This is a genomic window from Streptomyces sp. SID12488 (assembly GCF_010548275.1).
Classification (GTDB): domain Bacteria; phylum Actinomycetota; class Actinomycetes; order Streptomycetales; family Streptomycetaceae; genus Streptomyces.
Genome location: NZ_JAAGLT010000011.1, coordinates 25,590 through 46,516 on the forward strand (window position 1 = coordinate 25,590; position 20,927 = coordinate 46,516).

General features: G+C 70.5%; 14 protein-coding genes. 7 read left to right on the top strand and 7 right to left on the bottom strand.

Annotated features, from left to right (window positions below; translation table 11 throughout):
* Positions 1-12: 12 nt before the first annotated feature.
* Both G3I56_RS18760 and G3I56_RS18765 read right to left on the bottom strand, forming a co-directional pair.
* Positions 13-1,680 (bottom strand): cellulase family glycosylhydrolase, encoded by a 1,668-nt coding sequence (locus G3I56_RS18760; RefSeq protein WP_164410337.1) that lies wholly within the window; start codon positions 1,678-1,680, stop codon positions 13-15.
* 129 nt (positions 1,681-1,809) lie between these two features.
* Entirely contained in the window at positions 1,810-2,811 is a 1,002-nt protein-coding gene (locus G3I56_RS18765; protein ID WP_164410339.1) for a helix-turn-helix domain-containing protein, read from the bottom strand.
* Positions 2,812-2,906: 95 nt separating this feature from the next.
* On the opposite strand from G3I56_RS18765, the gene G3I56_RS18770 reads away from it, so the two are divergent.
* Positions 2,907-3,962: a saccharopine dehydrogenase NADP-binding domain-containing protein gene (locus tag G3I56_RS18770; protein WP_164410341.1), complete on the top strand. Its 1,056-nt coding sequence runs from the start codon at positions 2,907-2,909 to the stop codon at positions 3,960-3,962.
* Positions 3,963-3,978: 16 nt separating this feature from the next.
* Here the strand turns inward: G3I56_RS18770 and G3I56_RS18775 are convergent, their stop codons facing one another.
* Positions 3,979-5,400 (bottom strand): ATP-binding protein, encoded by a 1,422-nt coding sequence (locus tag G3I56_RS18775; protein WP_164410343.1) that lies wholly within the window; start codon positions 5,398-5,400, stop codon positions 3,979-3,981.
* 63 nt (positions 5,401-5,463) lie between these two features.
* Here G3I56_RS18775 and G3I56_RS18780 point away from each other — a divergent pair, with 63 nt between their 5' ends.
* Positions 5,464-5,946: an HD domain-containing protein gene (locus tag G3I56_RS18780; RefSeq protein ID WP_343239989.1), complete on the top strand. Its 483-nt coding sequence runs from the start codon at positions 5,464-5,466 to the stop codon at positions 5,944-5,946.
* Between the two features lie 383 nt (positions 5,947-6,329).
* Positions 6,330-7,346: a hypothetical protein gene (locus tag G3I56_RS18785; RefSeq protein WP_343239990.1), complete on the top strand. Its 1,017-nt coding sequence runs from the start codon at positions 6,330-6,332 to the stop codon at positions 7,344-7,346.
* Positions 7,347-7,518: 172 nt separating this feature from the next.
* On the opposite strand, the gene G3I56_RS18790 is transcribed toward G3I56_RS18785, so the two are convergent.
* The 3 genes from G3I56_RS18790 to G3I56_RS18800 all read right to left on the bottom strand — a co-directional run bounded on the left by G3I56_RS18790 (position 7,519) and on the right by G3I56_RS18800 (position 12,675).
* On the bottom strand, positions 7,519-9,093 hold the full coding sequence (locus G3I56_RS18790; protein WP_164410346.1) for a hypothetical protein: 1,575 nt from the start codon (positions 9,091-9,093) through the stop codon (positions 7,519-7,521).
* 210 nt (positions 9,094-9,303) lie between these two features.
* The gene (locus G3I56_RS18795) at positions 9,304-11,166 is read right to left on the bottom strand and encodes an ABC transporter ATP-binding protein (protein ID WP_203690216.1); all 1,863 of its coding nucleotides are present in this window, start codon (positions 11,164-11,166) and stop codon (positions 9,304-9,306) included.
* 285 nt (positions 11,167-11,451) lie between these two features.
* Positions 11,452-12,675, bottom strand: a complete 1,224-nt coding sequence (locus G3I56_RS18800; RefSeq protein WP_164410348.1) for an MFS transporter — start codon at positions 12,673-12,675, stop codon at positions 11,452-11,454.
* A gap of 98 nt (positions 12,676-12,773) precedes the next feature.
* Here G3I56_RS18800 and G3I56_RS18805 point away from each other — a divergent pair, with 98 nt between their 5' ends.
* From G3I56_RS18805 to G3I56_RS18820, 4 genes are all read left to right on the top strand, one after another.
* On the top strand, positions 12,774-13,769 hold the full coding sequence (locus G3I56_RS18805) for a helix-turn-helix domain-containing protein (RefSeq protein ID WP_164410350.1): 996 nt from the start codon (positions 12,774-12,776) through the stop codon (positions 13,767-13,769).
* A gap of 9 nt (positions 13,770-13,778) precedes the next feature.
* Positions 13,779-14,294, top strand: coding sequence for a glutathione peroxidase (locus G3I56_RS18810; RefSeq protein ID WP_164410352.1), 516 nt, complete (start codon positions 13,779-13,781; stop codon positions 14,292-14,294).
* A gap of 109 nt (positions 14,295-14,403) precedes the next feature.
* The gene (locus tag G3I56_RS18815) at positions 14,404-15,336 is read left to right on the top strand and encodes a MerR family transcriptional regulator (protein ID WP_164410354.1); all 933 of its coding nucleotides are present in this window, start codon (positions 14,404-14,406) and stop codon (positions 15,334-15,336) included.
* A 342-nt stretch (positions 15,337-15,678) separates the two neighbouring features.
* Positions 15,679-17,445 (top strand): hypothetical protein, encoded by a 1,767-nt coding sequence (locus G3I56_RS18820; protein ID WP_239134975.1) that lies wholly within the window; start codon positions 15,679-15,681, stop codon positions 17,443-17,445.
* A gap of 97 nt (positions 17,446-17,542) precedes the next feature.
* On the opposite strand, the gene G3I56_RS18825 is transcribed toward G3I56_RS18820, so the two are convergent.
* Positions 17,543-20,707, bottom strand: a complete 3,165-nt coding sequence (locus G3I56_RS18825) for a D-alanyl-D-alanine carboxypeptidase (RefSeq protein WP_343239991.1) — start codon at positions 20,705-20,707, stop codon at positions 17,543-17,545.
* Between the last annotated feature and the right edge of the window lie 220 nt (positions 20,708-20,927).

The following is a 20,927-nucleotide window of genomic DNA, read 5'->3' on the forward strand; positions in this document are numbered from 1 at the left end:
ATTCGGCAGGTATCAAGTGGTCGCGCAGGTCGTGCCGTTGAGCGTGAACGACGTCGGCGCCGCGTTCGTCGCCCCCTTCGCCCCGATGAAGCCGACCGAGACCGAGCCGGCGGCCGGGATCGTGGCCGTGTAGGAGGCGGGTACGACGCTCACGTCGGCGCCGCTCTGGGTGGGCGTACCGCCCCACATGTTGCTGATGGTCTGGCCGCCCGCGAAGCTGAAGGCCAGGGTCCAGTTGGTGAGGGCGGCGGTGCCCGTGTTGCGCAGGGTGATGTCGCCCTGGAAACCGCCCTGCCATTCGCCGACGACCCGGTAGGCGACCGAGCAGCTGACGCCCGGGGTGCCACCGCCCGGGGACGTGGTGACGCTCACCGTGGCCGAGCGGGGCGAACGGTTGCCGGCCGCGTCCCGTGCGTACACGGCGAAGGTGTATGCCGTGGCCGCGGTGAGGCCGGTCACCGTGACCGTGTTGGTGGTGGAGGCGGCGGCTGCCGTCTCCGTGGTGCCGTTGACGCGGACGACGTCGTAGCCGGTGACGGCAACGTTGTCGGTCGCCGCGGTCCAGGTCAGGGTGGTCGACGTGGCGGTGGTCGCGGACGCTGCCGGCGTGCCGGGGGCGGTCGGGGCCTGGGTGTCGGTGCCCGTGCCGCCACCGTAGACCGTGGCCTCCTTGGAGGTCTGGGCGATGCCGTTGGCGCCGTTGAAGATGCGCTGGCCCCAGGTGCTGAGCTGCTTCGGGTCGAAGCCGATCGACAGGTCGAGGATCGGATCCGTGTTGCCGCTCCACGACCAGGCCAGATAGCCCAGCTTCAGCTGCTGGGCGGTCGCCATCATCGTGTCCTCGTCCGGATCGCCCCACTGGTCGGCCGGACCGCCGAACTCGCCTATCAGGATGGGCAGTTTGGCCGTGACGAAGGCGTTCAGGTAGTCCGTGATCTCCGCCGCCGTGTCGAAGACGCTGTACATGTGGATCGAGAAGATCAGGTTGCCGGTGGTGTCCGCGTTGTACACGGACTGGGCGTTGGCGCGCATGACGCCCTGCCAGTCCTGGCCCCAGTTGGGCGCGTCCACCATGATCGTGTGCTGGAAGCCTGCGGTACGCAGTTTCTGTACGGCGGCGATGGTGGGGGCGGTCCAGCCGGCCGGATCGGTGTTGCCCCAGGGCTCGTTGCCGATGTTGATGATCACGTAGTTCTCTTGGCCGGCGAGCACGCTCTTGAGGCCGATCCAGTAGTCGGCCGCCTGGTCGAGCGTCCCGGCGGCGGCGTCCTCGCCGTAACCGGTGGTGTCGTGCACCTCCAGTACGCAGATCAGGCGGTTGGCCTTGCACTGCGCGACGACCGCGGCCACGTCGTCGGCGGTGTTCTTGGTCCAGCGATGCCCGTCGGCGAGGACGACACGGATGGTGTTGGCGCCCAACGCCTTGACGTCCCTGAGGGATTGGGTCTGGGTCGGGTACCAGGTGTGGGCATGGTTGACGCCCCGCATCACGAAGTCGTTGCCGTTGCCTTCGAGAAGACGGCCGCCCGAGATGTGCAGACCGGTGGCTAAGGCGCGGGACGGTTCGGCCTGTGCCTGGGCAGTGGTCGGAGCCAGGGCCAGGAGACCGAGGACGGTGACCAGGGCGGTCAGCAGGACGGTTACAGGGTTCTTTCGCGTCGTACTTTTCGTTGTTCTCACTGCGATTCTCACTGCGACTCCAGGAAGTGAGCGCGAAGAAAACTTCAGCATCAGAAGGAACCGGGGAGGGGAAATGTGGGAGCGCTCCCATGAACCCACCAGGGCAGGGACACGTCAAGGTGTCGCGCATCATCCCGCGCTGGAGCGTGAGTTGCGGAAGGTACGGCGGTACGCGTCCGGGGGCACGCCGATCGTGCGGTTGAAGTGGCGGCGCAGCGTCGTGGCGGTGCCCATGCCGACGGCCTCCGCGATGGCGTCGACACTGTCGCCGGTGGCTTCCAGCAGCTCCTGGGCACGCCGGATCCGCTGGGTGAGCAGCCACTGCAGCGGGGTGGTGCCGGTGACCGCACGGAAGTGGCGGCCCAGGTGGCGCGAGCTCATGTTCGCCCGCCGGGCCAGGTCCTCCACGGTCAGCGGGCGGTCGAGCCGTTCGATCGCCCAGGGAAACAGGTCGGCGAGCGGATGGTCGTCCTGGGCGGGCACCGGAGCGGTGACGAACTGCGCCTGCCCGCCTGCCCGGTGCGGGGGTACGACGAGGCGGCGGGCGACGGTGCTGGCGATCGCCGAGCCGTGGTCGAGGCGTACGAGGTGCAGGCACAGGTCCATCGAGGCCGCCTTGCCGGCGGAGGTGAGGACGCGGCCGTTGTCGCTGCCGTTGTCGACGTAGAGCACGTCCGGATCGACCTCCACCCCGGGATGGCGGGCGGCCAGGACATCGGTGTGCGCCCAGTGCGTGGTCGCGCGCCGCCCGTCCAGCAGTCCGGCAGCGGCCAGCACGAACGCGCCCGTACACAGGGAGGCGACGCGCGCTCCCGCCTCATGGGCCGCGCGCACCGCGTCGACCAGTTCTGCGGACGGCGCCTGGTCGACGTCGGCCCAGCCGGGGACGATCACCGTGTCGGCGTACGGGAGTCGGTCGAGCCCGGAGTCGGGCTCCAGCAGAAATCTGCCGGCGCGGATCGGGCCCGGACCGCAGAGGGCGACGTCGTACCAGGGGTCGACCAGGTGGGTGAGATCGGAGCCGAAGACCTCGTAGGCGATGCCGAGTTCGAAGTGAAGCATGCCGTCGGTGACGGCGATCGCGACTGACCTCGCGCCGATCCCCGTGCCCTTGCCCCTACCCGTTTCCATGTCCGGAACTGTACGAGACATGTCGTTCCGGACACTCGTGTGGATCGGGCTCCGCGGTCAGGATGGCAACAGTTGAAACGCGACGGGGAGAAGACATGGGATCGGTATCAGGGCAGGCAGTTGTGGTGTTCGGCGCGTACGGGCACACCGGGCGTTTCGTGGTCGCGGAGCTGCTGGAGCGTGGGTACGTCCCGATCCTCGCCGGGCGGGACCCGGATCAACTCGGCGATATGGCGCGGGAGTTGGCGGCGTTGCGCCCGGGGCTCGATGTGCGACCGGCGTCGGTCGACGACCCGGCGGCGCTGGACCGGGCGCTGGCCGGAGCTGCGGCCGTGATCAACTGCGCCGGGCCCTTCGCGGTGACGGCGGCGCCGGTGATCGAGGCGGCGCTGCGGGCCGGGATCCCGTATGTGGACGTGGCGGCGGAGATCGAGGCCAACCTCGACACGTTCACGCACTTCGCGGAGCGGGCCCTCGCCGCGAACGCCCTGGTGATCCCCGCGATGGCCTTCTTCGGGGGCCTCAGCGACCTGCTGGTCACCGCGGCGATGGGCGACTGGCCGTCGGCCGACGAGGCGCACATCGCGTACGGGCTGAGCAGCTGGCACCCCACCGCCGGGACGCGCACCGCGGGCGCGGTGTCCCGGGACCGCAGGAACGGCCGCCGGGTCCGCTACAGCGGAGGGCGGCTGCAGTACCACGACGACGCGCTGCCGACCCTGAAGTGGTCCTTCCCGGACCCGACGGGGCGCCGGGAGGTGATCGGCGAGTTCTCCATGGCCGACGTCGTCACCGTCCCCAGCCACCTGACCATCCCCGAGGTACGCGGCTACATGGCGGCGGACGCGGCCAGGGAACTGTCGGCGCCGGACACCCCGGCACCGGTCGCGGTCGACGAGGACGGGCGCTCCGCGCAGACGTTCGTCGTGGACGTCGTCGTACGGGCCGGAGGCGCGGAACGGCGCGCGGTGGCGCGCGGGCGGGACATCTACGCGGTCAGCGCGCCGCTGGCGGTGGAGGCGGTGGAGCGGGTGCTGACGGGACGTACCCGGACGGTCGGTGTCGCGTCCGCCGGGGCGGCCTTCGACGCGACCGACTTCCTGGACGCTCTGTCCGAGCTCAAGCACATCTCGCTCGAACTGTTCCAGTAAGCGGCACGAGCCCGCGTCAGGTCCGGCGCCAGGCGCCGAGCAGCTCCTCCGGCCCGTATGCCGCTTGGAGCCCGGAACAGCTGACCCCGTTGCGGGAGATAGCCACGAGCGGTACGGGTTCGTCGGTGATCGCCGCCCGGTGCTGCTGCAGCGCGGCCAGGTCGTGGTTGTCGAAGGCCGAGTTCTCCAGCCACTTGACCGAGCCGAGGAAGAGCAACCGCTTGGCCACCGGTTGCCGGTCGGCGCCCACGAGGTCGATCTCGACGTCGTTGCTGCGGGTCCAGTACCCGCCGATCGCCGGGGCGGCGGGCAGAGGCCCGTCCGGGAGGAGGCGGGCGAGGGATTCGCGGACCACGGGTTCGATCGCCCGGCCCCGCCAGCTCGTCCACCGCTCTTTGATGCGGCTCAGCGTGAGATCTCCCCGCAACCGCTCGATCTCCGCCATGTGCGGATCGAGGAACGCGAGCCAGAAGCGCAGGTAAGGGTCGGCCACTCGGTAGCGGCGTTCCTTCGACGGCCGCAGGGAGAGGGGCAGTTCGGCTGCCACGACCCGTTTCTCGGTCAGGACGTCCGTGGCACGGGTGAGGGTGGTGTGGCTGATGCCGCCGGCGGCGCGCGCGATGTTGGTGAAGGTGCGTTCGCCGCTCCCGATCGCCCGTAGGACTTCCCCGCTCATCGCCTGCGGCGGAAACTCCGCGGCCAGTGAGCGCTCGGCGGAGACCAGCAGTGCCGAGATGGGGTTGTCGAGCGAGTCACGGAGGAACTCCCACACGTCCGCCCCGGGCCGCCACTCCGCGCAGATCAGCGGGAGGCCGCCGGTGATCAGGGTGGCGTCGAAGGCGGCTGCCGGTGCCAGGTCGAGCATCTCGCCGATGTCGGCCGGGTTCAGCGGCCCCACGACCATCTCCTTCCCCCGCTGATGGAAGGGTCGGTCGTAGCTGTTCAGCGCCTCCATCATCGACAGGTCGGATCCGACGAGGAGGAGAAGCACCGGCTTGCGGCTGAGCAGGCGGTCCCACGCCCGCTGCAGCATGCCCTCGAAGGCGTCGATGCGGTCCATGAGATACGGCACCTCATCAATGACGACCACGCTCGGGCGGTCATCGGGCAAGACTTCGGCAAGCAGCCGGAACGCCGCGTTCCACTGCGTCGGGGTCTCTTCCGCGAAGTACTCGCGCCCCGGGAGGCTGGACCGGGCGGCGGCGTCGAGCAGCTCCGTCAGCTCGTCCTCCGCCGTGCCGCCCGCCGCCGTGAAGAAGAGGTACGGCGTCTCGGTACGCCGGAGGAACTCCTCGACAAGGCTGGACTTGCCGACCCGGCGCCTCCCGCGCATGAGGATGCACTGGCCCGGTCTGACCGACCCGGCGGCATCCTGAACGGCCTGGAGGGCGGTGTGGAGGACGGTCAGCTCGCGATCCCTGCCGATGAAGCGGCGCATGAGGAGACTCCTGTAGGCAATAGTATCGGTAGCGATACTATCGCCATCGATACCATCTTGCCCGTGATCCTGCTCAGAAACGGCTCCTCAAGGCGGCCCCTCCTCGCGTCGATCATCGCGAAGCTCGAAGGCGCCGACCCCGCAAGGGCCGCCTACCTGGCGGTGTGGCACGACTCCCAGGAGACCCGGACCGGCGACGTGAACCACCTCGGCAAGAAGTACGCCACAGGCGCCGACCCACAGGCCGTCACCGCCGACCAGGTCGCCGGCATGCCCGAGATCCTGGCCTCCGCCGTACGCGAACTCGTCGCCGAGTACGAGGAGAAGGAGTCCGCCGAAGCGATCTGCGCCCGGGACGCCGACAAACTGGAATGCATGATCCAGGGCATCGAGTACAAGTCCCAGGGCTACGAGAACGCACAACGCTGGATCGACAACAGCCGGGGTCGGCTCGTCACGAAGTCGGCCAATGAACTCGCCGACGCGGTGCTGGCGACCGGGTCTCTGGACTGGCTGCGGGCGGCGCTCGGAGAGAAGCAGAGCTGAGTTCGGTCTGTCGGAAGGAGCCGTCGGGCTCGGGGCTCGGAGTGCAGGACCCGAGGTTCAGCGTTGCGGTCGACATCCGAACCGCCTTCATCGCGCCCTCGCACCCGCAACCCAGCGAACCCTGAGCCCCAAGCTCCGGGCGGCGAGATCCGAGCCCCTTTTGTATTGAATGGGCGGGAAGTTGAACCCACCCTCCCACCCTCCCCGGTCCCGCCCGCGCCTCAGCTGGCGCCTCAACTGGCACCTATACCAGCGGATATGACTTTTCGTGACCGGCTTGCGACGCGCCGTGGTGACCGTCTAGCGTTCGCGGCAACAAACAACCCCGGTCGGGTGCTACCAACACCCGCCGGGGTCTGACCGACAAGATCCTAGGAGATCTCGTGGCTTACGACGACTTTATCGCTGCCCTGCCCGCCCCCGCAGCCCAAGCCCATCCCATGGCCAAACCCGGCTATGGCAAGCGCTCCGCGCCGGACCAGTCACCGCCCCGCAAGGGCGACTTCGATCATCTCCCGGCCCGCGCCGCATACCTGGCGAGCCTCCTCGACCGGCTCTGCGAGAACTCGGCCATGGACGCCAAGACCATCGCCAAGATGCAGCCCCTGTACGGCCAGGCAGCAGTGCGCACCACCCTCAACGAACTCGGGGTGGCCGGACATCTGCGCCGGGTGCGCCGCCAGGTCCCCTCCGGTGAGGGCGAGAGTGGCACCCGCTGGGTCTTCCACACCCACTGGTCCCGTACCGCACGTGACAACGAATGGTGGGCCACCCACCTCAAGGGTGACGTGAACACCGAGACGCCCAGGGCAACATCAGGCACGCCCGACGCCCAGGAGACTGACGTCCAGGAACCTCCGGACGCCGAGGAAGACCCGGAATCCTCCCGCGCCGTACCGCCCTCGCCCGCCAACTCACCACGCCCCGAACGGGATTCAGCTCCCTCCGTCGCGTACGACACCCTCGCCCAACTCGGCCTCCGGGAGCCCCGCCTCGCGCTGTCCGCCGCCGACTGCGCGGCCCTGGAACAACTGGCCGCCGACTGGATGACCCGGGGCGCGACGCCCGAGCACATCACCCACGCCCTCGTGTCCGGACTTCCGGATCCCGTCCACTCACCCCGAGGCTTCATCCACAGGCGGCTGCTCGACAAGATGCCGCCCGAGCGGACCGCCGTAACGCCGACTCCCGGTCCCCGGCGCAGGCTGCTGATGGAGTGCACCGACTGCGGGGTGCCCGGGCGGCCGGAAGCGCTGCCCGGCGGGCTCTGTCGGGGTTGCCGAGATCGAGAGGGGAGCGGGCCGGGGGTTGCCGGGCCGTCGGTACGCCGTCTCGAACCGAACGTGCGAGCTTTGGCCGCAGAGGTGCGAGCAGGGATGCGCGTACCTCAGCGAGTCTGAGACCTGGGGCTGTGCCTCGCCCGCGATGGGGCGAGGAGCAACTGGGCCGGCTTCAGGAGCACACGGCCGGAACACGACCGAGGGGCGCTTCCGCCCAGTGCTGGACGGAAACACCCCTCGTCGTAGGTCAGGACGGCTTAGGTCAGGGCGGCTTAGGTCAGGCCGCCGTACGTCAGGCGGCCGGTTTCGCAGTCGCCGGGGGTGTCGTCGCCGATGCCTCGCCCTTCGCCAGCGGCCACTCCTTGTGGAGTTCTCCCAGCGGGATGCGGTGCTGGAAGATCGGGGTGCCGAAGATGGTCAGCTGGATCTGGAGGGCGCCGGAGAGGTCGAGGCCCCCGTACAGGGCCCACTTGCCGCTCGCCGAGCCCGTGCCGTTGCTCGATCCCCCCGCCGAGGCGTCTGCCTCCACGCGGAGGAACGGGGCGAGGTCGGCGCTGACGCCGACGGTGCCGTACAGGCCGATCGAGGCCTCGGCGCCCAGGGACGCCTTGACGTCGCCCGTCGCCGCGACGTTGACGTCCAGCGGCGTGCCGGTCATCTCGGACTCGCTGACCCCCCGCCAGCCCTTGCTCCAGGAGAAGGTGCCGCCGACGCGGAAGTTGCCCTTGAGGTTCTGCTCGACGTCGACGGTCACCTTGCCGTCGGCGTCGACCTGGAAGTAGCAGACCAGGTCGAGGTTGACGACGATAGGAACCGGGCCCGCGTAGATGACCGGGTCGGAGTGGAGTTCCGCGAAGGGGATGCGCAGGGGCTTGCCGTTGGTCGTGGTGGTACCGGCCGCGCGGCCCTTCAGCGACCACTTCGAGGCCCAGTCACCGGTCAGGCCGAGGAAGGCGCCGCCGGGTGCGGAGCCCGTCCCGCTGCCGGAACCGTTGTACGAGAAGGCGACCTCGGGTGCGAGCTGGACGAAGCCCTGCACCGAGGCCGACGCCGAGGCGGGAGCGCCCTCGGCCGTGGCGATGGCGGCGCCCACGTCGATACGCAGGCTGCCCAGGGGAAGCTTGGCGCCCTGGGGGCCGAAGGTCAGGTCGCCGGTCTTCGCCCAGGAGACCTTCACGCCCTCGACGAGCGGATCGACCTCGATGGTCGACGGGTCGACGGGAACATCGCCCTCGGCCTTGCTCTCACCGAGTACGGAGCTGAGTTCGGCGGACTTGGTGACCACCTCCGTACCGCCGTCCGCGGCGTCACCGACGACCTCGGTCACCTCGGCCAGCAGACCGTCGGGGGCACCGGGAGCGGGCGCGCTGGCGATGACGTCACCGACGGCAACGGGCGCGGCGGGGGCGGCAGTTGTCTCCGACGCGGAGGGCGAGGCAGAGGACGGCGAGGCGGAGGAGGGTGAGCCCGTGGAGGGCGAGGCGGAGGAGGGAGTGGAGGAGGAGGGAGTGGAGGACGCGGGGGAGGCGGACGGGGTCTTCGTGCCGTCGGCGGGCGCGGTCACCGACTTCGCGGTGATGACCGCCCGGCCGCTCTTCTTGTCGTACGAGGCGACCTTGAGCGACGACTTCCGCGCCCCGGCGCCACCCTCGGCCGCGCCCTTGGGTGCCACGGCCGTGGGGGTCGCGTTACCCAACGGGGCTTCTACGACGGCGAGTTGGTCCGGCGCGTTGGCAGCGGCGGGTATCTCGGCCGCAGCCGCACCCGCGCTGTCCGCCTCCGTCGGTGAGCTTGCGGAGCAGCCTGTGGTGAGCAGGGCCGCGACAGTGACCGATGCCAGCAGGGCATGTCTGGTGAGCTTGTGCACGCGTGGGGGTCCTCGGGATCGAGTTGATCGAATGACGGGACGGGGCACGGGGGTTGGGCCGGGGTTTGAGCTGGGGATCGAGCGCGAACGGTTACCCCTCAGTAGCCACGCATGAGCATGCCAGCCCCACACGCCTCCGAGGCACACTTCCTTTACTTTCTTTACATCCTGATCTTGTGATGTGGATCACTGTGCGGTATGCGGCCCGGCTCACTGCTCGGTGTCGAGCCGGTACTGCTCCGACTGCACGAGGTACATCCGCCGGAAAAGCCCCGGTCCGTCACCGTCGGGCCTCAACAGGTCCTCGAACGTGCCGTGTTCGGCCACCCGGCCCCGCTCCAGGACGTAGATCTCGTCCGCGTGCCGGACGCTGTGCAGGCGATGGGTGATCAGGATGATCGTCTGACCGGCCTCGGCGAGGCTGCGGATCTGGTCGAAGACGCGCTGCTCGGTCTCCGCGTCCAGAGCACTGGTCGGTTCGTCGACGACGAGGATGCGGGCGTCGCGGTGCCGGGCGCGGGCGATGCCGAGGCGCTGCCACTGGCCGCCGGAGATCTGGTGACCGCCCTTGTAACCGCGGGCGAGGAGGGTGTCCCACCCCCGGGGAAGGGCGGCGATGGTCTCGTCGGCGCCCGCGTACTCGGCGGCGGCGTGCAGGAGTTCGTCCTCGTGCGGGGCGTCGGGCCGGCCGATGGCGATGTTCACGCGGGCGGTGAAGGGCCAGCGGTAGAAGTCCTGGGCGACGACCGCGATCCGGTCGAAGAGGTCGCCTCGGTCCAGTTCGGTGGAGTCGACTCCGTCCCAGAGGATGCGGCCCGCGTCGGGCGCGTACAGCCCGCACAGCAGCTTGGCGAGCGTGCTCTTTCCGCTGCCGTTGTTGCCGACCAGCGCGACGATCCGGCCGGTGGGGATGGTGACGTTCACCGCGTCGAGGGCGGGTTCGGTGTCCGTGCCCGGGTAGGTGAAGGAGACGTTCTCGAAGCGGACGGCGTCCACGTGGTCGGGCAGCGGGAGGCCGGATTCCGGGATGAGCCGGCGGTCCGCCTCCTGGCACAGCCGCTCCAGGTCGGCGACGAACAGGCTCTCTTCGTATAGGTAGTTGAGCTGGACGACCAGTGCCTCCAGGTTGGCGGACCCGGTCCGGATGGCGATGACCGCCGTCCCGGCGACGGCCAGATCCATGGCCCCCGTCCACAGCAGCAGCCCGAGCACGCCGTACGCGCCGGCCGTCGCGATGCCCGTCCACCCGGAGGCGATCAGCCCGGTACGGGCGGCCAGCGAGGCGAGCCGGGTCTGTTCCCGCTCTCCCGTCTCGGCCATGGTCCGGAAGTGCCGCAGCAGAAACGGCCCGATGTTGTGCACCCGCACCTCGGACGCGGCCTGCGTGTCGATCAGCAGCCGCCCCAACAGCTGCCCCGCGCGGGCGTGTTGGACCCAGGTGTGGAAGGAGACGTACCGACGGCGGGCGATGGTCAGCGCGCTCCAGGCGCTGGGCAGCGTCATCAGGGCGAGGAGCGGAAGGAGGGCCGGATGCAGCACGGTGAGCACACCTGCGGCTGCGGCCAGCGCGATGCTCGCCGTCATGACGGAGGTACAGAACCGGATCATGCGCCGCGCGGACTCGGCGCCGTACTGCGCGGAGTCGAGCAGCTTGTGGAACTCCTCGTCCTCCACGGCCGCCAACTCGACCCGGGCCACCCGCTCCAGGTACTCCTCGGTCGCCACCCGGAACACCTTCGGCTCCAGCCGCCCGGTACCGGCGGTCGACGCGGACCGTAACAGCGCGCCGACGAGCGCGGTGACCGCGACGACGACCAGCGCCGGTACGGCGTCCCGCAGCCGGTCGGTCGTGTGCCCGCCGCCGAGCAACTGGGTGAGCACCCGGTTGACGGCCACGAGCCCGACCGCCTGCGCCACTCCCCCACCCAACTCGGCGACCGCCACCCGGCGCAGGGCCCGCGGGTCGGCCCGGTGGGCGAGCCTGATGGTGGCGCCGATCAGCCGGGGCATCCGCGCGACCATGGTCCGCAGCCCCAGCTCCAGAAACGACCCCTGATGCTGGTTCCACCCCATGTCGTACCGCAACGGCCCCCCGAACAACAGCCGTTCGGACTCCGAGACACCGTCGCCGTCGCCCTCCTCCCCCGCGGCCTTCCTCGCGGCCTTCCCTTCAGCGGCCTTCCCTTCAGCCGCCTTCTCCGCCTGCTCCGTCTTCTCCGCCCGCTCCGCTTTCTCCGTACGTTCGTCACGCGTCGTCATGTGAGTGGGTCCCCCTTGGCAAGCCGGTCGAGCCGCGCATGTCCTGCCCAGTTCTTCCCGCGCGCGGAATTCCTCACCCGGTCCGGGGACCGCCAGGAGTCACGTACCGGAGCGCGACCGCTCCGCCGGGCTCGAAAGCGCGCCCTCGCTTTCACCCCGGCCGCGCCCCTCGCGACGCCCCGCCGCCACCAGCCCCACCGTCACGCACACCGACCCCGCCGCCATCACCGTCATCGCCGCGCCGGGGGAGGTGAGTTGGGCGATCGTGCCCGCCAGGGCCGCGCTCACGCCCTGCATCGTGAGCATCCCGGCGGAGTGCAACCCGAGGGCGTGGCCGGAGAGTTCGGGCGGAGTGAGGGACATCAGGCGTTCCTGCTGGACCAGGCTCGCGCCGTAGCCGACCGAGGCCACGCAGACCGTCACGGCCGCCGCCCACACCCCGGGGCCCAGGGCGAACACCAGATTGGGCGCGGCCAGCAACAGGAGCAGCGGTACGGCCAGTCGGCGGCGCAGCCGGGGTGACACGAACCGGCCGATCGTCACGTCCCCGATCAGCATGCCCAGGGCCGCGCAGGCGAAGAGGGTGCCCGCGGACCCGGGATCGTAGGACACGTACAGGGACTCGATTCCGACGACCAGGCCGTTGGGGATCCAGAGGCCCAGGTAGGTGAGGCGGCGGGGGCGGGCCGACCACAACTCGGCATTCGTACGCCAGGTCTGGGCGATGGACGGGCGGCCGGAGAGGCGGGGCGGGCGACGGGTCAGGCCCAGGCGGGTCATTAGCGCGCCCGCCAGGTAGAGGGCCGCCGAGGTGAGGAGTGTGGTGCGCGGGGAGAGGGTCGCCACCATGACCCCGCCCGTCGCGAAACCGGCGATCTGCATCAGCCCGTTCGACATGTTGAAGACCGAACGCCCCAGCAGATAGCCCTCCTTGACCAGGATCTCGTTGAGCAGGCCCCAGCCGACCCCCGCCCCCAGCGACGCGATCAGCCCCAGCACGAACAGCACGGCGAAGACCGCCCCGATCGGCAGACCGGGGGTCGCCATCACCGCCGTACCGAGCGCGAAGGCAAGTGCGATGCCCGTCAGGGTCGCGCGCGGGGGCAGGCGGTCCGAGGCCGAGAGGAGGGTGGTCGCGCCCACCACCTGGGCGAGCTGGGGGCCGAACATGCTCAGGGCGGAGAGCAGGGGCGAGCCGGTGGCACGGTAGGTGAGGGTGGCGAGGGCCAGACCGCCGATCGTCGAGGCGGCCGATCTCAGCGCCGTGGAGAGGAAGAGCGGTGTGAACTCGGGGGTGCGGAAGAGGGCGGAGTAGCTGCGCATGCGGGGAGTCTGCGAGGGACACCGGGCCGTGGTTATTGTTTCGCGCACACGCGAAACATCACTCGCACGACCATCAACAGGGGCACGGAGGTACGGGCATGGGCTGGTGGCAGGTGAACGCCGACACCCTCGCCCGCAGCCGGTTCGTCATCTCGCCCCTCGCCGAGACCTTCGCGAGCCTCCGGCTGCTGCACACCGGGGCTGCCTCGCACCCCGGCGAGCGCGCCTGGCTGACCGCCCACCTGCCCGCGTACCGCCGCCGTCTCGCGCACGATCCCACCACCGCCCTCCTCCTCCGTGTCGGCCTCGGCCGCGCCTGGATCGCCGATTTCCTGGCCCCCACCCCCCGGTACGGCGAGACGTTCGAGGAGGGCGTCTCGCGCGTCCGTACGGTCGCCCCCGATCTCGCCCGCAGCCACCTCGTCCGCTCCCGCCCCGGCCCTCTCCCCGCCGCCCTCGCCGACCGGGACGACCTCCCGGACCTCGCCGCCGGCCTCCTCACCCACGTGTGGGAGGAGGCCGTGCTGCCGTACTGGGACGGGCGCCGGCGCGTCCTCGAAGCCGATGTGGTCGCGCGGAGCTCTCAGGTCAGTCAGGGCGGCTGGGCCGCTGTGCTGGACGCGCTGCGGCCTGGCACGCGCTGGCTCGGCGACAACCGGCTCCAGGTCAACCTGCACGAGTATCCGCCCCGCGAGATCTCCGGAGCCGAGCTGATCTTCGTACCCGTGACGCCGAAGGTCGGGTGGGTGTCCTGGGAGGAGCCGGAGCGGTACGCCGTCATCTACCCGTGCGCGGGTGTGCTGGCCGAGCACCGCGGTGGGCGGGGGGCGTCCGCCGCTCTCGGGGCGCTCCTCGGACCGGCCCGGGCCGCAGTGCTCGTACTCCTCGACTCGCCGCACAGCACCACCCAGCTGACCGCCGTGACCGGGCAGACGCTCGGCTCGGTCGGGCGGCATCTGCGGGTGCTGCTGGACGCGGGGCTGGTGGAGCGGCGGCGGGCGGGGCGGTCGGTGCTGTACTCGCGTTCGGCGGCCGGTGAGGTCTTGGTCACGGCTTCGGGGGCGGGAGCCGGGCCCGACACCTACCGGAGTTAGCATCCGGTTATGACCACAGATGCCACTTCCTCCCCCGTCGGCTCCCCCCTCAACGTGGAGATCGGTGCCCTCACGGGCGGTTCCGCGGACCTCGCCCAGTACGCCGGCAAGGCCGTCCTCATCGTCAACGTCGCCTCCAAGTGCGGGCTGACCCCGCAGTACGCGGGGCTGGAGAAGCTCCAGGCGCGGTACGCCGAGAAGGGCTTCACCGTCCTCGGGGTGCCCTGCAACCAGTTCCTCGGCCAGGAGCCCGGCAGCTCCGAGGAGATCGCCGAGTTCTGCTCGGCGACGTACGGCGTGACCTTCCCGATGACCGAGAAGGTCGAGGTCAACGGGGACGCCCGGCACACCCTGTACGACCGCCTCGTGGGCTTCGCCGACAGCGAGGGCCACACCGGGGACATCCGCTGGAACTTCGAGAAGTTCCTCATCGGCCGCGACGGCCAGGTCGTCGCCCGCTTCTCCCCGCAGACCGAGCCGGAGACGGACGAGCTGGTGGGCGCGGTGGAGAAGGCCATCGGCTGACCCCGTCGATTCCGTGTTTGCGTAGTTCCGTCGGTTGACCTTGCCCCAGGGGCAAGGACGAGCGTCCTTGTCACCGGGCCGACCGTGCCCGGTGACGGAGGATGTCGGGGTGAACGGCTACGGGAACGGCAACGGGAACGACGGCCTGCTCACCATCGGCGCGTTCGCCGCGCGGGCCCGGCTCTCGCCCAAGGCCCTGCGGCTGTACGACCGGCTCGGGCTGCTCGCCCCGGCGCACGTCGACGGGACGAGCGGCTACCGCTACTACCGCGCCGAGCAGGCCGAACGCGCCCGCCTGGTGGCCCTGCTGCGCCAGCTCGACATGCCACTCGCCCTCATCGGCGAGCTGGTGGCCCTGGTCGAGCTGGACGGGACGGCCGCCGCCGAGCGGCTCGCCGCCTACTGGGCGGACGTCGAGGCGCGGATCGCGGGCCAGCGGACACTCGCCCGATACCTCCGTGGACGACTGTCAGGGAGGAGCTCCGAGATGGAAGAGCTGTACGGGAAGTTCGTGGTCGAGACCGTGTACGTACCCGAGCGGGTGGTGCTGACGGAGACGCGGCACACTCTCGCGGATGAGTTGCCCGCGTGGATCGGGGCGTCGCTGGGGCGCCTGGAAGCGGGCGCCCGGGAGTGCGGTGGTGTGACGGCGGCGCCGTTCGTCGTCTACCACGCCGAGGTGTCCGTGGAGAGCGACGGTCCGGCCGAGTCGTGCGTCCCGGTCGCCGACGAAGCCGCCGCACGGGCCTGGGCGAAGGCGCACGGACGGGCCTGGGAGACGGCGGTACGAGTGGAACCGGCCCGGCGGCTCGCGTACACGCGGATCACCAAGGCGCAGGTGGCCCATCCGCAGATCATCGCCGCTTTCGAGGCGGTGGAACGGTGGCTGGCCGGGCAGGGCATCGAGCCGGCAGGCCCGTGCCGCGAGGTGTACTTCGCGGACTGGGAGACGGCGGGGCCGGACGACGCGGTGTGCGACATCGCGTTCCCCGTCGCGTTGCCTGTCACGCTTCCCGTCGCGTCGTTCCCCGCCGGTTCGTGAAATGCCCTGGGGGAACCCGTAGGGGATCCTGGGGGGGTGCTTGAAGAGTGCCGGGATGAGTGCCTGATGTGCGTCTGAGAGGTGTCCGGAAGGGCGCCGGCCGGAATTATCCGGTCGCGCCCTTCCGGGAACCATCTCAAGCTGATGGGGCTCTTTTCCGTCACGCCCCTGTCACCGCCTGGTCATATGGGGCCGGGTAAACCAACGCCCGGGGTGCGATTAGCGTCTACCCCGGAGACACCTCCACAGGACAGACACCCGCCAGTCGTCCGTGCGCGCCCGAGCCGAAGCGAAACGGAAGTTGCAGTGGCCTTTGCCGAGCTGACCCCACGCAGACCTGTCATGCGCGCCGACAAGCCCACGCAGGCACGTGAGGTGTGGCACGAGCGCCACCGGGTGGCCCTGACAGTGACCGCCTGCGCGGTGCCGCTGTACTTCGTGTGGTGGGCGGTGTTCGCGACCGGCGGCGGCGACCTGGCCGCCCAGGTGGCGTGGGCCGAGTTCGCGAAGATGTATCCAGGCTCCGCATACAACCTGTTCTGGTACGGCGGTCTGCACGCGGCCAACTACAGCCTGATGTCCCCGTACCTGATGGCCGCCATCGGCGTCGTCGCGACCACCATGCTCTCGGGGGTCGCGGCCACGGTCCTCGGCGCGGAACTCGTCGCCCGCACAGGTGTGCGAAAGCCGCTGTGGCCGGCCCTGGCGGTGGGGTTCTCGCTGTGGTGCCAGGTGATCTCGGGTCGCTCGACGTTCGTGCTGGGCACCGCCTTCGCGATGGCGGCCGTACTGGCCGTGGTGAGCGGGCGCAGCGCACGGCACCTGGGCATCGCCGCCCTGTGCGCGACCCTGGCCACCACCGGCAGCCCGGTCGCGGGTCTCTTCGTACTCGTCGTCGGCGCCGCCTACCTGCTGTCGCGCGACTGGGGCCGGGCCGCGGCCCTGCTGGTGCCCCCGGTGGCCGTCGTGGGCGTCACGACGCTGCTCTTCCCGTTCGAGGGCGAGCAGCCGATGCCGTTCGCCCGTATCTGGCCGCCCGTCATTCTTTGCGTGATCGTCGTCCTGACGGCCCCGAGCGCCTGGCGCACACTGCGTCTGGGCTCCGCGGTGTACGCGGCCGGCGTGGTCCTCTGCTACCTGATCCCGACCCCGATCGGTACGAACGTCGAGCGGCTCTCGGAGCTGGCGGCCCCGGCGACGCTACTCGCGATCATGATGTACCGGACCGGGTGGGGGACCGCCGAACAGCGGACCGGGGACCGGGACGGGGTGCAGGACGGGGACGCCGCCCAGGTGAGCCCTTCCCGGCTGAGCCTCCCCTTTCCCCTCCCCCTGCCCTGGTTCACGCCCCGGCGGCGCATCGTGGCCCTCGGGCTCGCGATGGCCATCTCGGTGAGCTGGCTGTCCGGCAAGACGATCGCCGACATCGTCACCAACACCACGGTGCCCGAGTGGGCCGTCAAGACGGACGGCGTCGTGAACGAGCTGAAGCGGCTGGGCGCCGAGCAGACACGCGTCGAGGTCGTACCGGCCCGCGACCACCGCGAGGCCGCCATCCTCGCCCCGTACATCAACATGGCCCGCGGCTGGAACCGGCAGGCCGACGTCGAGCGGGGCCGACTCTTCTACGAGGGCCACGGCGGCACCGCTGAGCCCGAGGGCGGCTTCTCCCCCACGGCCTACAAGGCCTGGCTCTCCCAGTGGGCGGTGGGCTTCGTCGTCCTCGTCAACGGCGAACCGGACGGCCCGGCGAAGCTGGAACACGCCCTGGTGACCAGCGGGCCCAGCTATCTCCAGCCCGTCTGGGAGGACGCCAACTGGAAGATCTACCGGGTCAAGAACGCGACCCCGCTGGTCGACAAACCCGCCACAGTGGTCAGCGCGGACGGCGCCAACCTCGTCGTCCGGATGCCGAAGGCGGGCGAGGTGACCGTACGGATCGCGTACTCGCCCTGGCTGTGGGCGGAGAACGGCTGCCTGACGGACGAGGGCGAGTTCACCAGGCTGACCGTCGAGGAGCCCGGCGACATCCGGATCAGCTCCGCGTACGGCGGCCCGTCCCAGGAGACGGCCCTGCAGTGCGAGAAGGAAGCGGAGAAGAACAAGTAACGGAGACGGAGACGGCAGTACGACGGCTGGATGTGCGGAAGCGCCCGCCCCGATCGGGGCGGGCGCTTCCGCACATCCAGCCGGATACGGGTACCCGTCAGCCGACCCGCGTGAGCTTCTTGTCGAAGCCGGGCTCGACCAGGTCCCGCTGGAGCTGTACGGGGACCTTCACCGCGCCGCCCTTGCCGTCGCCCACGGTGAGGGAGCCCACCGCGGTGCCCGCCTTGGCGGAGTGCGGCAGATCGGCGGCTGCGGCGAACGACAGCTCGACCTTCCGCCCGGCCCAGCCGACCGCCGTGACGTCCTTCGACAGCACGACCGGCGTGTGCCCGCCGAGCCCGTCGTCGACGTACCCGACGACGTCGCCCTTCTTCAGGATCTTCGACGAGAGCAGTGCGTCCCGGGCGGCGATCATCGCCGTCTTGCTGACCGCGTTGACGGTGTCGATGATCGGCGCCGTGTGCTGGCCGAGGATCGCACCGACGACGATGGCCGTCTCACCGCCGACCTCCTTGGTGGCGGCGAAGAGCAGGTTGCCGCCGGCCGCGGTGGTGGTGCCGGTCTTGATGCCGATCGCGCCGTTGTACGGGACGAGCCGGTTGTAGTTGTCCCACTTCTTGCCCGTGGGGTCGTACCAGACCGGCAGCTTGGTGATGTCCATCAGGGCAGGGATCCTCACCAGCGCGTTGCCCAGCTTCACCTGGTCCTCGGCGGTGGAGACGGTGGTCTCCTTCAGCCCGGAGGCGTCGGTGTAGGTGGTGTTCTTCATCCCGAGTTCCTTGGCCGTGGCGTTCATCTTCTTGATGAACGCCGCCTCGGTCCCCGAGTCCCAACGCGCCAGCAGCCGCGCGATGTTGTTCGCCGACGGGATCATGATGGCCGAGATCGCCTGCTGCTCGGTGAGGACGTCACCGTTCTTGACCGTGGTGAGGGTGGACTCGCCGTCCTTCCAGTAGCCGGCCTCCTTCTCCGCCAGCGCGTCCACGGTGATCTTCGGGCCCGCCTGGCCGGACTTCAGCGGGTGGTCCTTGAGGACGATGTAGGCGGTCATGGCCTTGGCGACCGACCCGATGGCGACCGGCTTCTGCTCGCCGAAGTTCCCCATGGTTCCGACGCCGTTGACGTCCATCCAGCCCTGTCCCTCGGACGGCCACGGCAGCGCGGCGGCCTTCCCGTCGAAGGTGTAGGAGTCCTCGGCGGTCAGTGTCAGCTCGGGGCTCGGCAGCGGACGCAGTGCCTGTACGATCGCAAATACGATCACCAACAGGATTGCTACCGGCGTCCAGATCTTGACGCGCCGCGCGATCGTCCGCACGGCGGTGTCCCGGGGCGGCGGCGTGTTCGTCAGCTCGGCCAGCAGATCCAGCGGAGGCATGGGCGGCAACGGCTGCTGCGTCGTCAGCTCCGGACCGACCTGCGGAACCACGGCCGTGGCATCGGCGGCGGGTGCCTTCGGCGACTGGACGACGGGCGTCCCCGACGGCTGGGCCGCGGGCGCCTTGGGGGATCCGGCGGCGGGCGGCGGCTTGCGGGTGGAGGGATCGTCCAGCTGCCTCAGGGCTACGAATTTGCTGGTTCGCTCGGAAACAGACTCGCCGGCGGCGTCCGCGACGGCGTCTGCCTTCGCGTCTGCGTCGGCGTCCGTCTTGGCGTCCGCGACGGCGTCTGCCTTGGCGCCCGCTTTGATGTCCGCGTCGCTCTTGTCGCTCTTGTCGTTCTTGGGCTTCGCGGCTGCGAGGTCGCCCAGCTTGAGCATCGTCGTCGGATGGTCGACAGGGGGTGCTGCGGGCGGGCGTACGGCCTTGAAGATGGCGGTGGGCTGGTCGACGAAGGGCTTGGGAGCCGGCTCATCGACGTCCGCACCGGGGGCCGGGGCGGAGGTGGAGGCGGAGGCGGGGGCAGCGCCGTCTTCGGCCTTCGCGTCCGACTCGGGCCGCGAATCGGTCGTGCCCTCGGACTCGGCCTTGGCATCGGACTCGGTGCCGGACTTGCTGCCGGTCACAGTCCCGGACTCGGTGCCCGTGCCCATGCCGGTGCCGGATTTCGACCCAGTCGCCTCCTCGGCCCCTGCGCCGGACTCAACCTCGGTACCTGAGTGGATGCCTGACTTGGCCTCAGCTCCGGACTCGGCGCCAGCGTCGGTGCCGGTGCCGGTGCCGGACTTTGACCCCGCCGTGCTCTCGGTCTCGGCTTCGAGCTCAGCATCGGTGCGGGAGTCGATGTCCGGCCTGGCCTCGGCCTCGGACCCGGCGTTGATGCCGGATTCCGCCCCGGCGGCGCTCACGGCCTCGGCGCCGGAGTCAGCGTCAGACTTCGGCGCGGTGCCGGACTTGGCCCCGGACCCGGACGCCGACTCGGACCCCGACTCGGCGTCGGCCTTCGGCTCGGCCCTGGACTCCGTGGCGGACTTCGGCCCGGCCGCGCTCACGGCCTCGGCACCGGGCTTCGGCGCGGTGCCGGACTGGGCTCGAGCCTCGGACTCGGCGTCGGTGCCGGAGTCGATGCCCGACTCGGCCTCGGTGCCGGATTTGGTGCTGGTGCCGGACTTCGGCTCGGCCGCGCTCTCAGCCTCGGTGCCGGACTTCGGCTCCCGCTCCGGTTCGCCCTCCGCGGCGCTCTCCGGATCAGAGGAGTCCTCGCCGGAATCGCCAGATGCCCCGCCGGCGCCCCCAGGGGCCCCGTCAGCGGCCTCGGCGGGCCCATTGGGTCCGGCGTCGTCGACGGCGTCCGCCGGGGGCTCCTCGGCACCCTCAGTCGCTTCGGCCGGGGTGTCCGCACCCTGGGCCGCGTCGGAGCTGCGTTCCTCGGCGGCGCCCTCGACGCCCTCGGACTCGCCCTCACCCTCGCCCTCGTCCGCGCTGGCGACCCAGGCGGCCACAGCCGCACGCAACCGGGTGCTGCCCGTCCCGTCGGTGCCGTCAGCGGGAGCCCCGGGCCCGCTGGGAGCCTCCGCGGCCGTGTCCGACGCACTCGTGTCGGAGTCAACCTCCGCGTCCGCGTCCGCGGCATCCGTATCCGCATCCGCATCCGCATCCGCATCCGCATCCGCCGGAGGCTGCGGGCGCTGGAACACCCGCGTCGCCGTGTCTACGCCACCGCGTCCCGTGGGCTCCCGGTCCCGTTCCCGGGCCACCGCGAGCCGTGGGTCGCGTACCCCGGCGCCGGATTCACCCCTGGCTCCGGGAACCGGCCCCGCGCTCCCCGACGTCGGTTCTTCCGACGACTCGCGCTGCTTCGACCTGTCGGGGGACTCGCCCGCCACCGATGCCTCCTTCTCGCGCCGCACGCTCACCGTGCGTCTACCGAACCGTGACCCGTGAACCGTCATGCGCCGCCCGAACGACACTGTCCGAACTGGCTACCAGTGTCCTGTGCGCAGACTTGACTCCAGCGGTAGACGAGAACGACATACCTACTGGTTCCACAACGAAGCGGTCACGCCCTCTCGACAGATGAATGTGAGAGGGGTCACCCTGTCATTC

Bases quoted from the DNA above. Each gene is read 5' to 3' on its own strand.
- G3I56_RS18765 (WP_164410339.1), bottom strand. From the start codon at position 2,811: ATGGAAACGGGTAGGGGCAAGGGCACGGGGATCGGCGCGAGGTCAGTC.
- G3I56_RS18770 (WP_164410341.1), top strand. From the start codon at position 2,907: ATGGGATCGGTATCAGGGCAGGCAGTTGTGGTGTTCGGCGCGTACGGG.
- G3I56_RS18775 (WP_164410343.1), bottom strand. From the start codon at position 5,400: ATGCGCCGCTTCATCGGCAGGGATCGCGAGCTGACCGTCCTCCACACC.
- G3I56_RS18795 (WP_203690216.1), bottom strand. From the start codon at position 11,166: ATGGGGTGGAACCAGCATCAGGGGTCGTTTCTGGAGCTGGGGCTGCGG.
- G3I56_RS18800 (WP_164410348.1), bottom strand. From the start codon at position 12,675: ATGCGCAGCTACTCCGCCCTCTTCCGCACCCCCGAGTTCACACCGCTC.
- G3I56_RS18805 (WP_164410350.1), top strand. From the start codon at position 12,774: ATGGGCTGGTGGCAGGTGAACGCCGACACCCTCGCCCGCAGCCGGTTC.
- G3I56_RS18810 (WP_164410352.1), top strand. From the start codon at position 13,779: ATGACCACAGATGCCACTTCCTCCCCCGTCGGCTCCCCCCTCAACGTG.
- G3I56_RS18820 (WP_239134975.1), top strand. From the start codon at position 15,679: ATGCGCGCCGACAAGCCCACGCAGGCACGTGAGGTGTGGCACGAGCGC.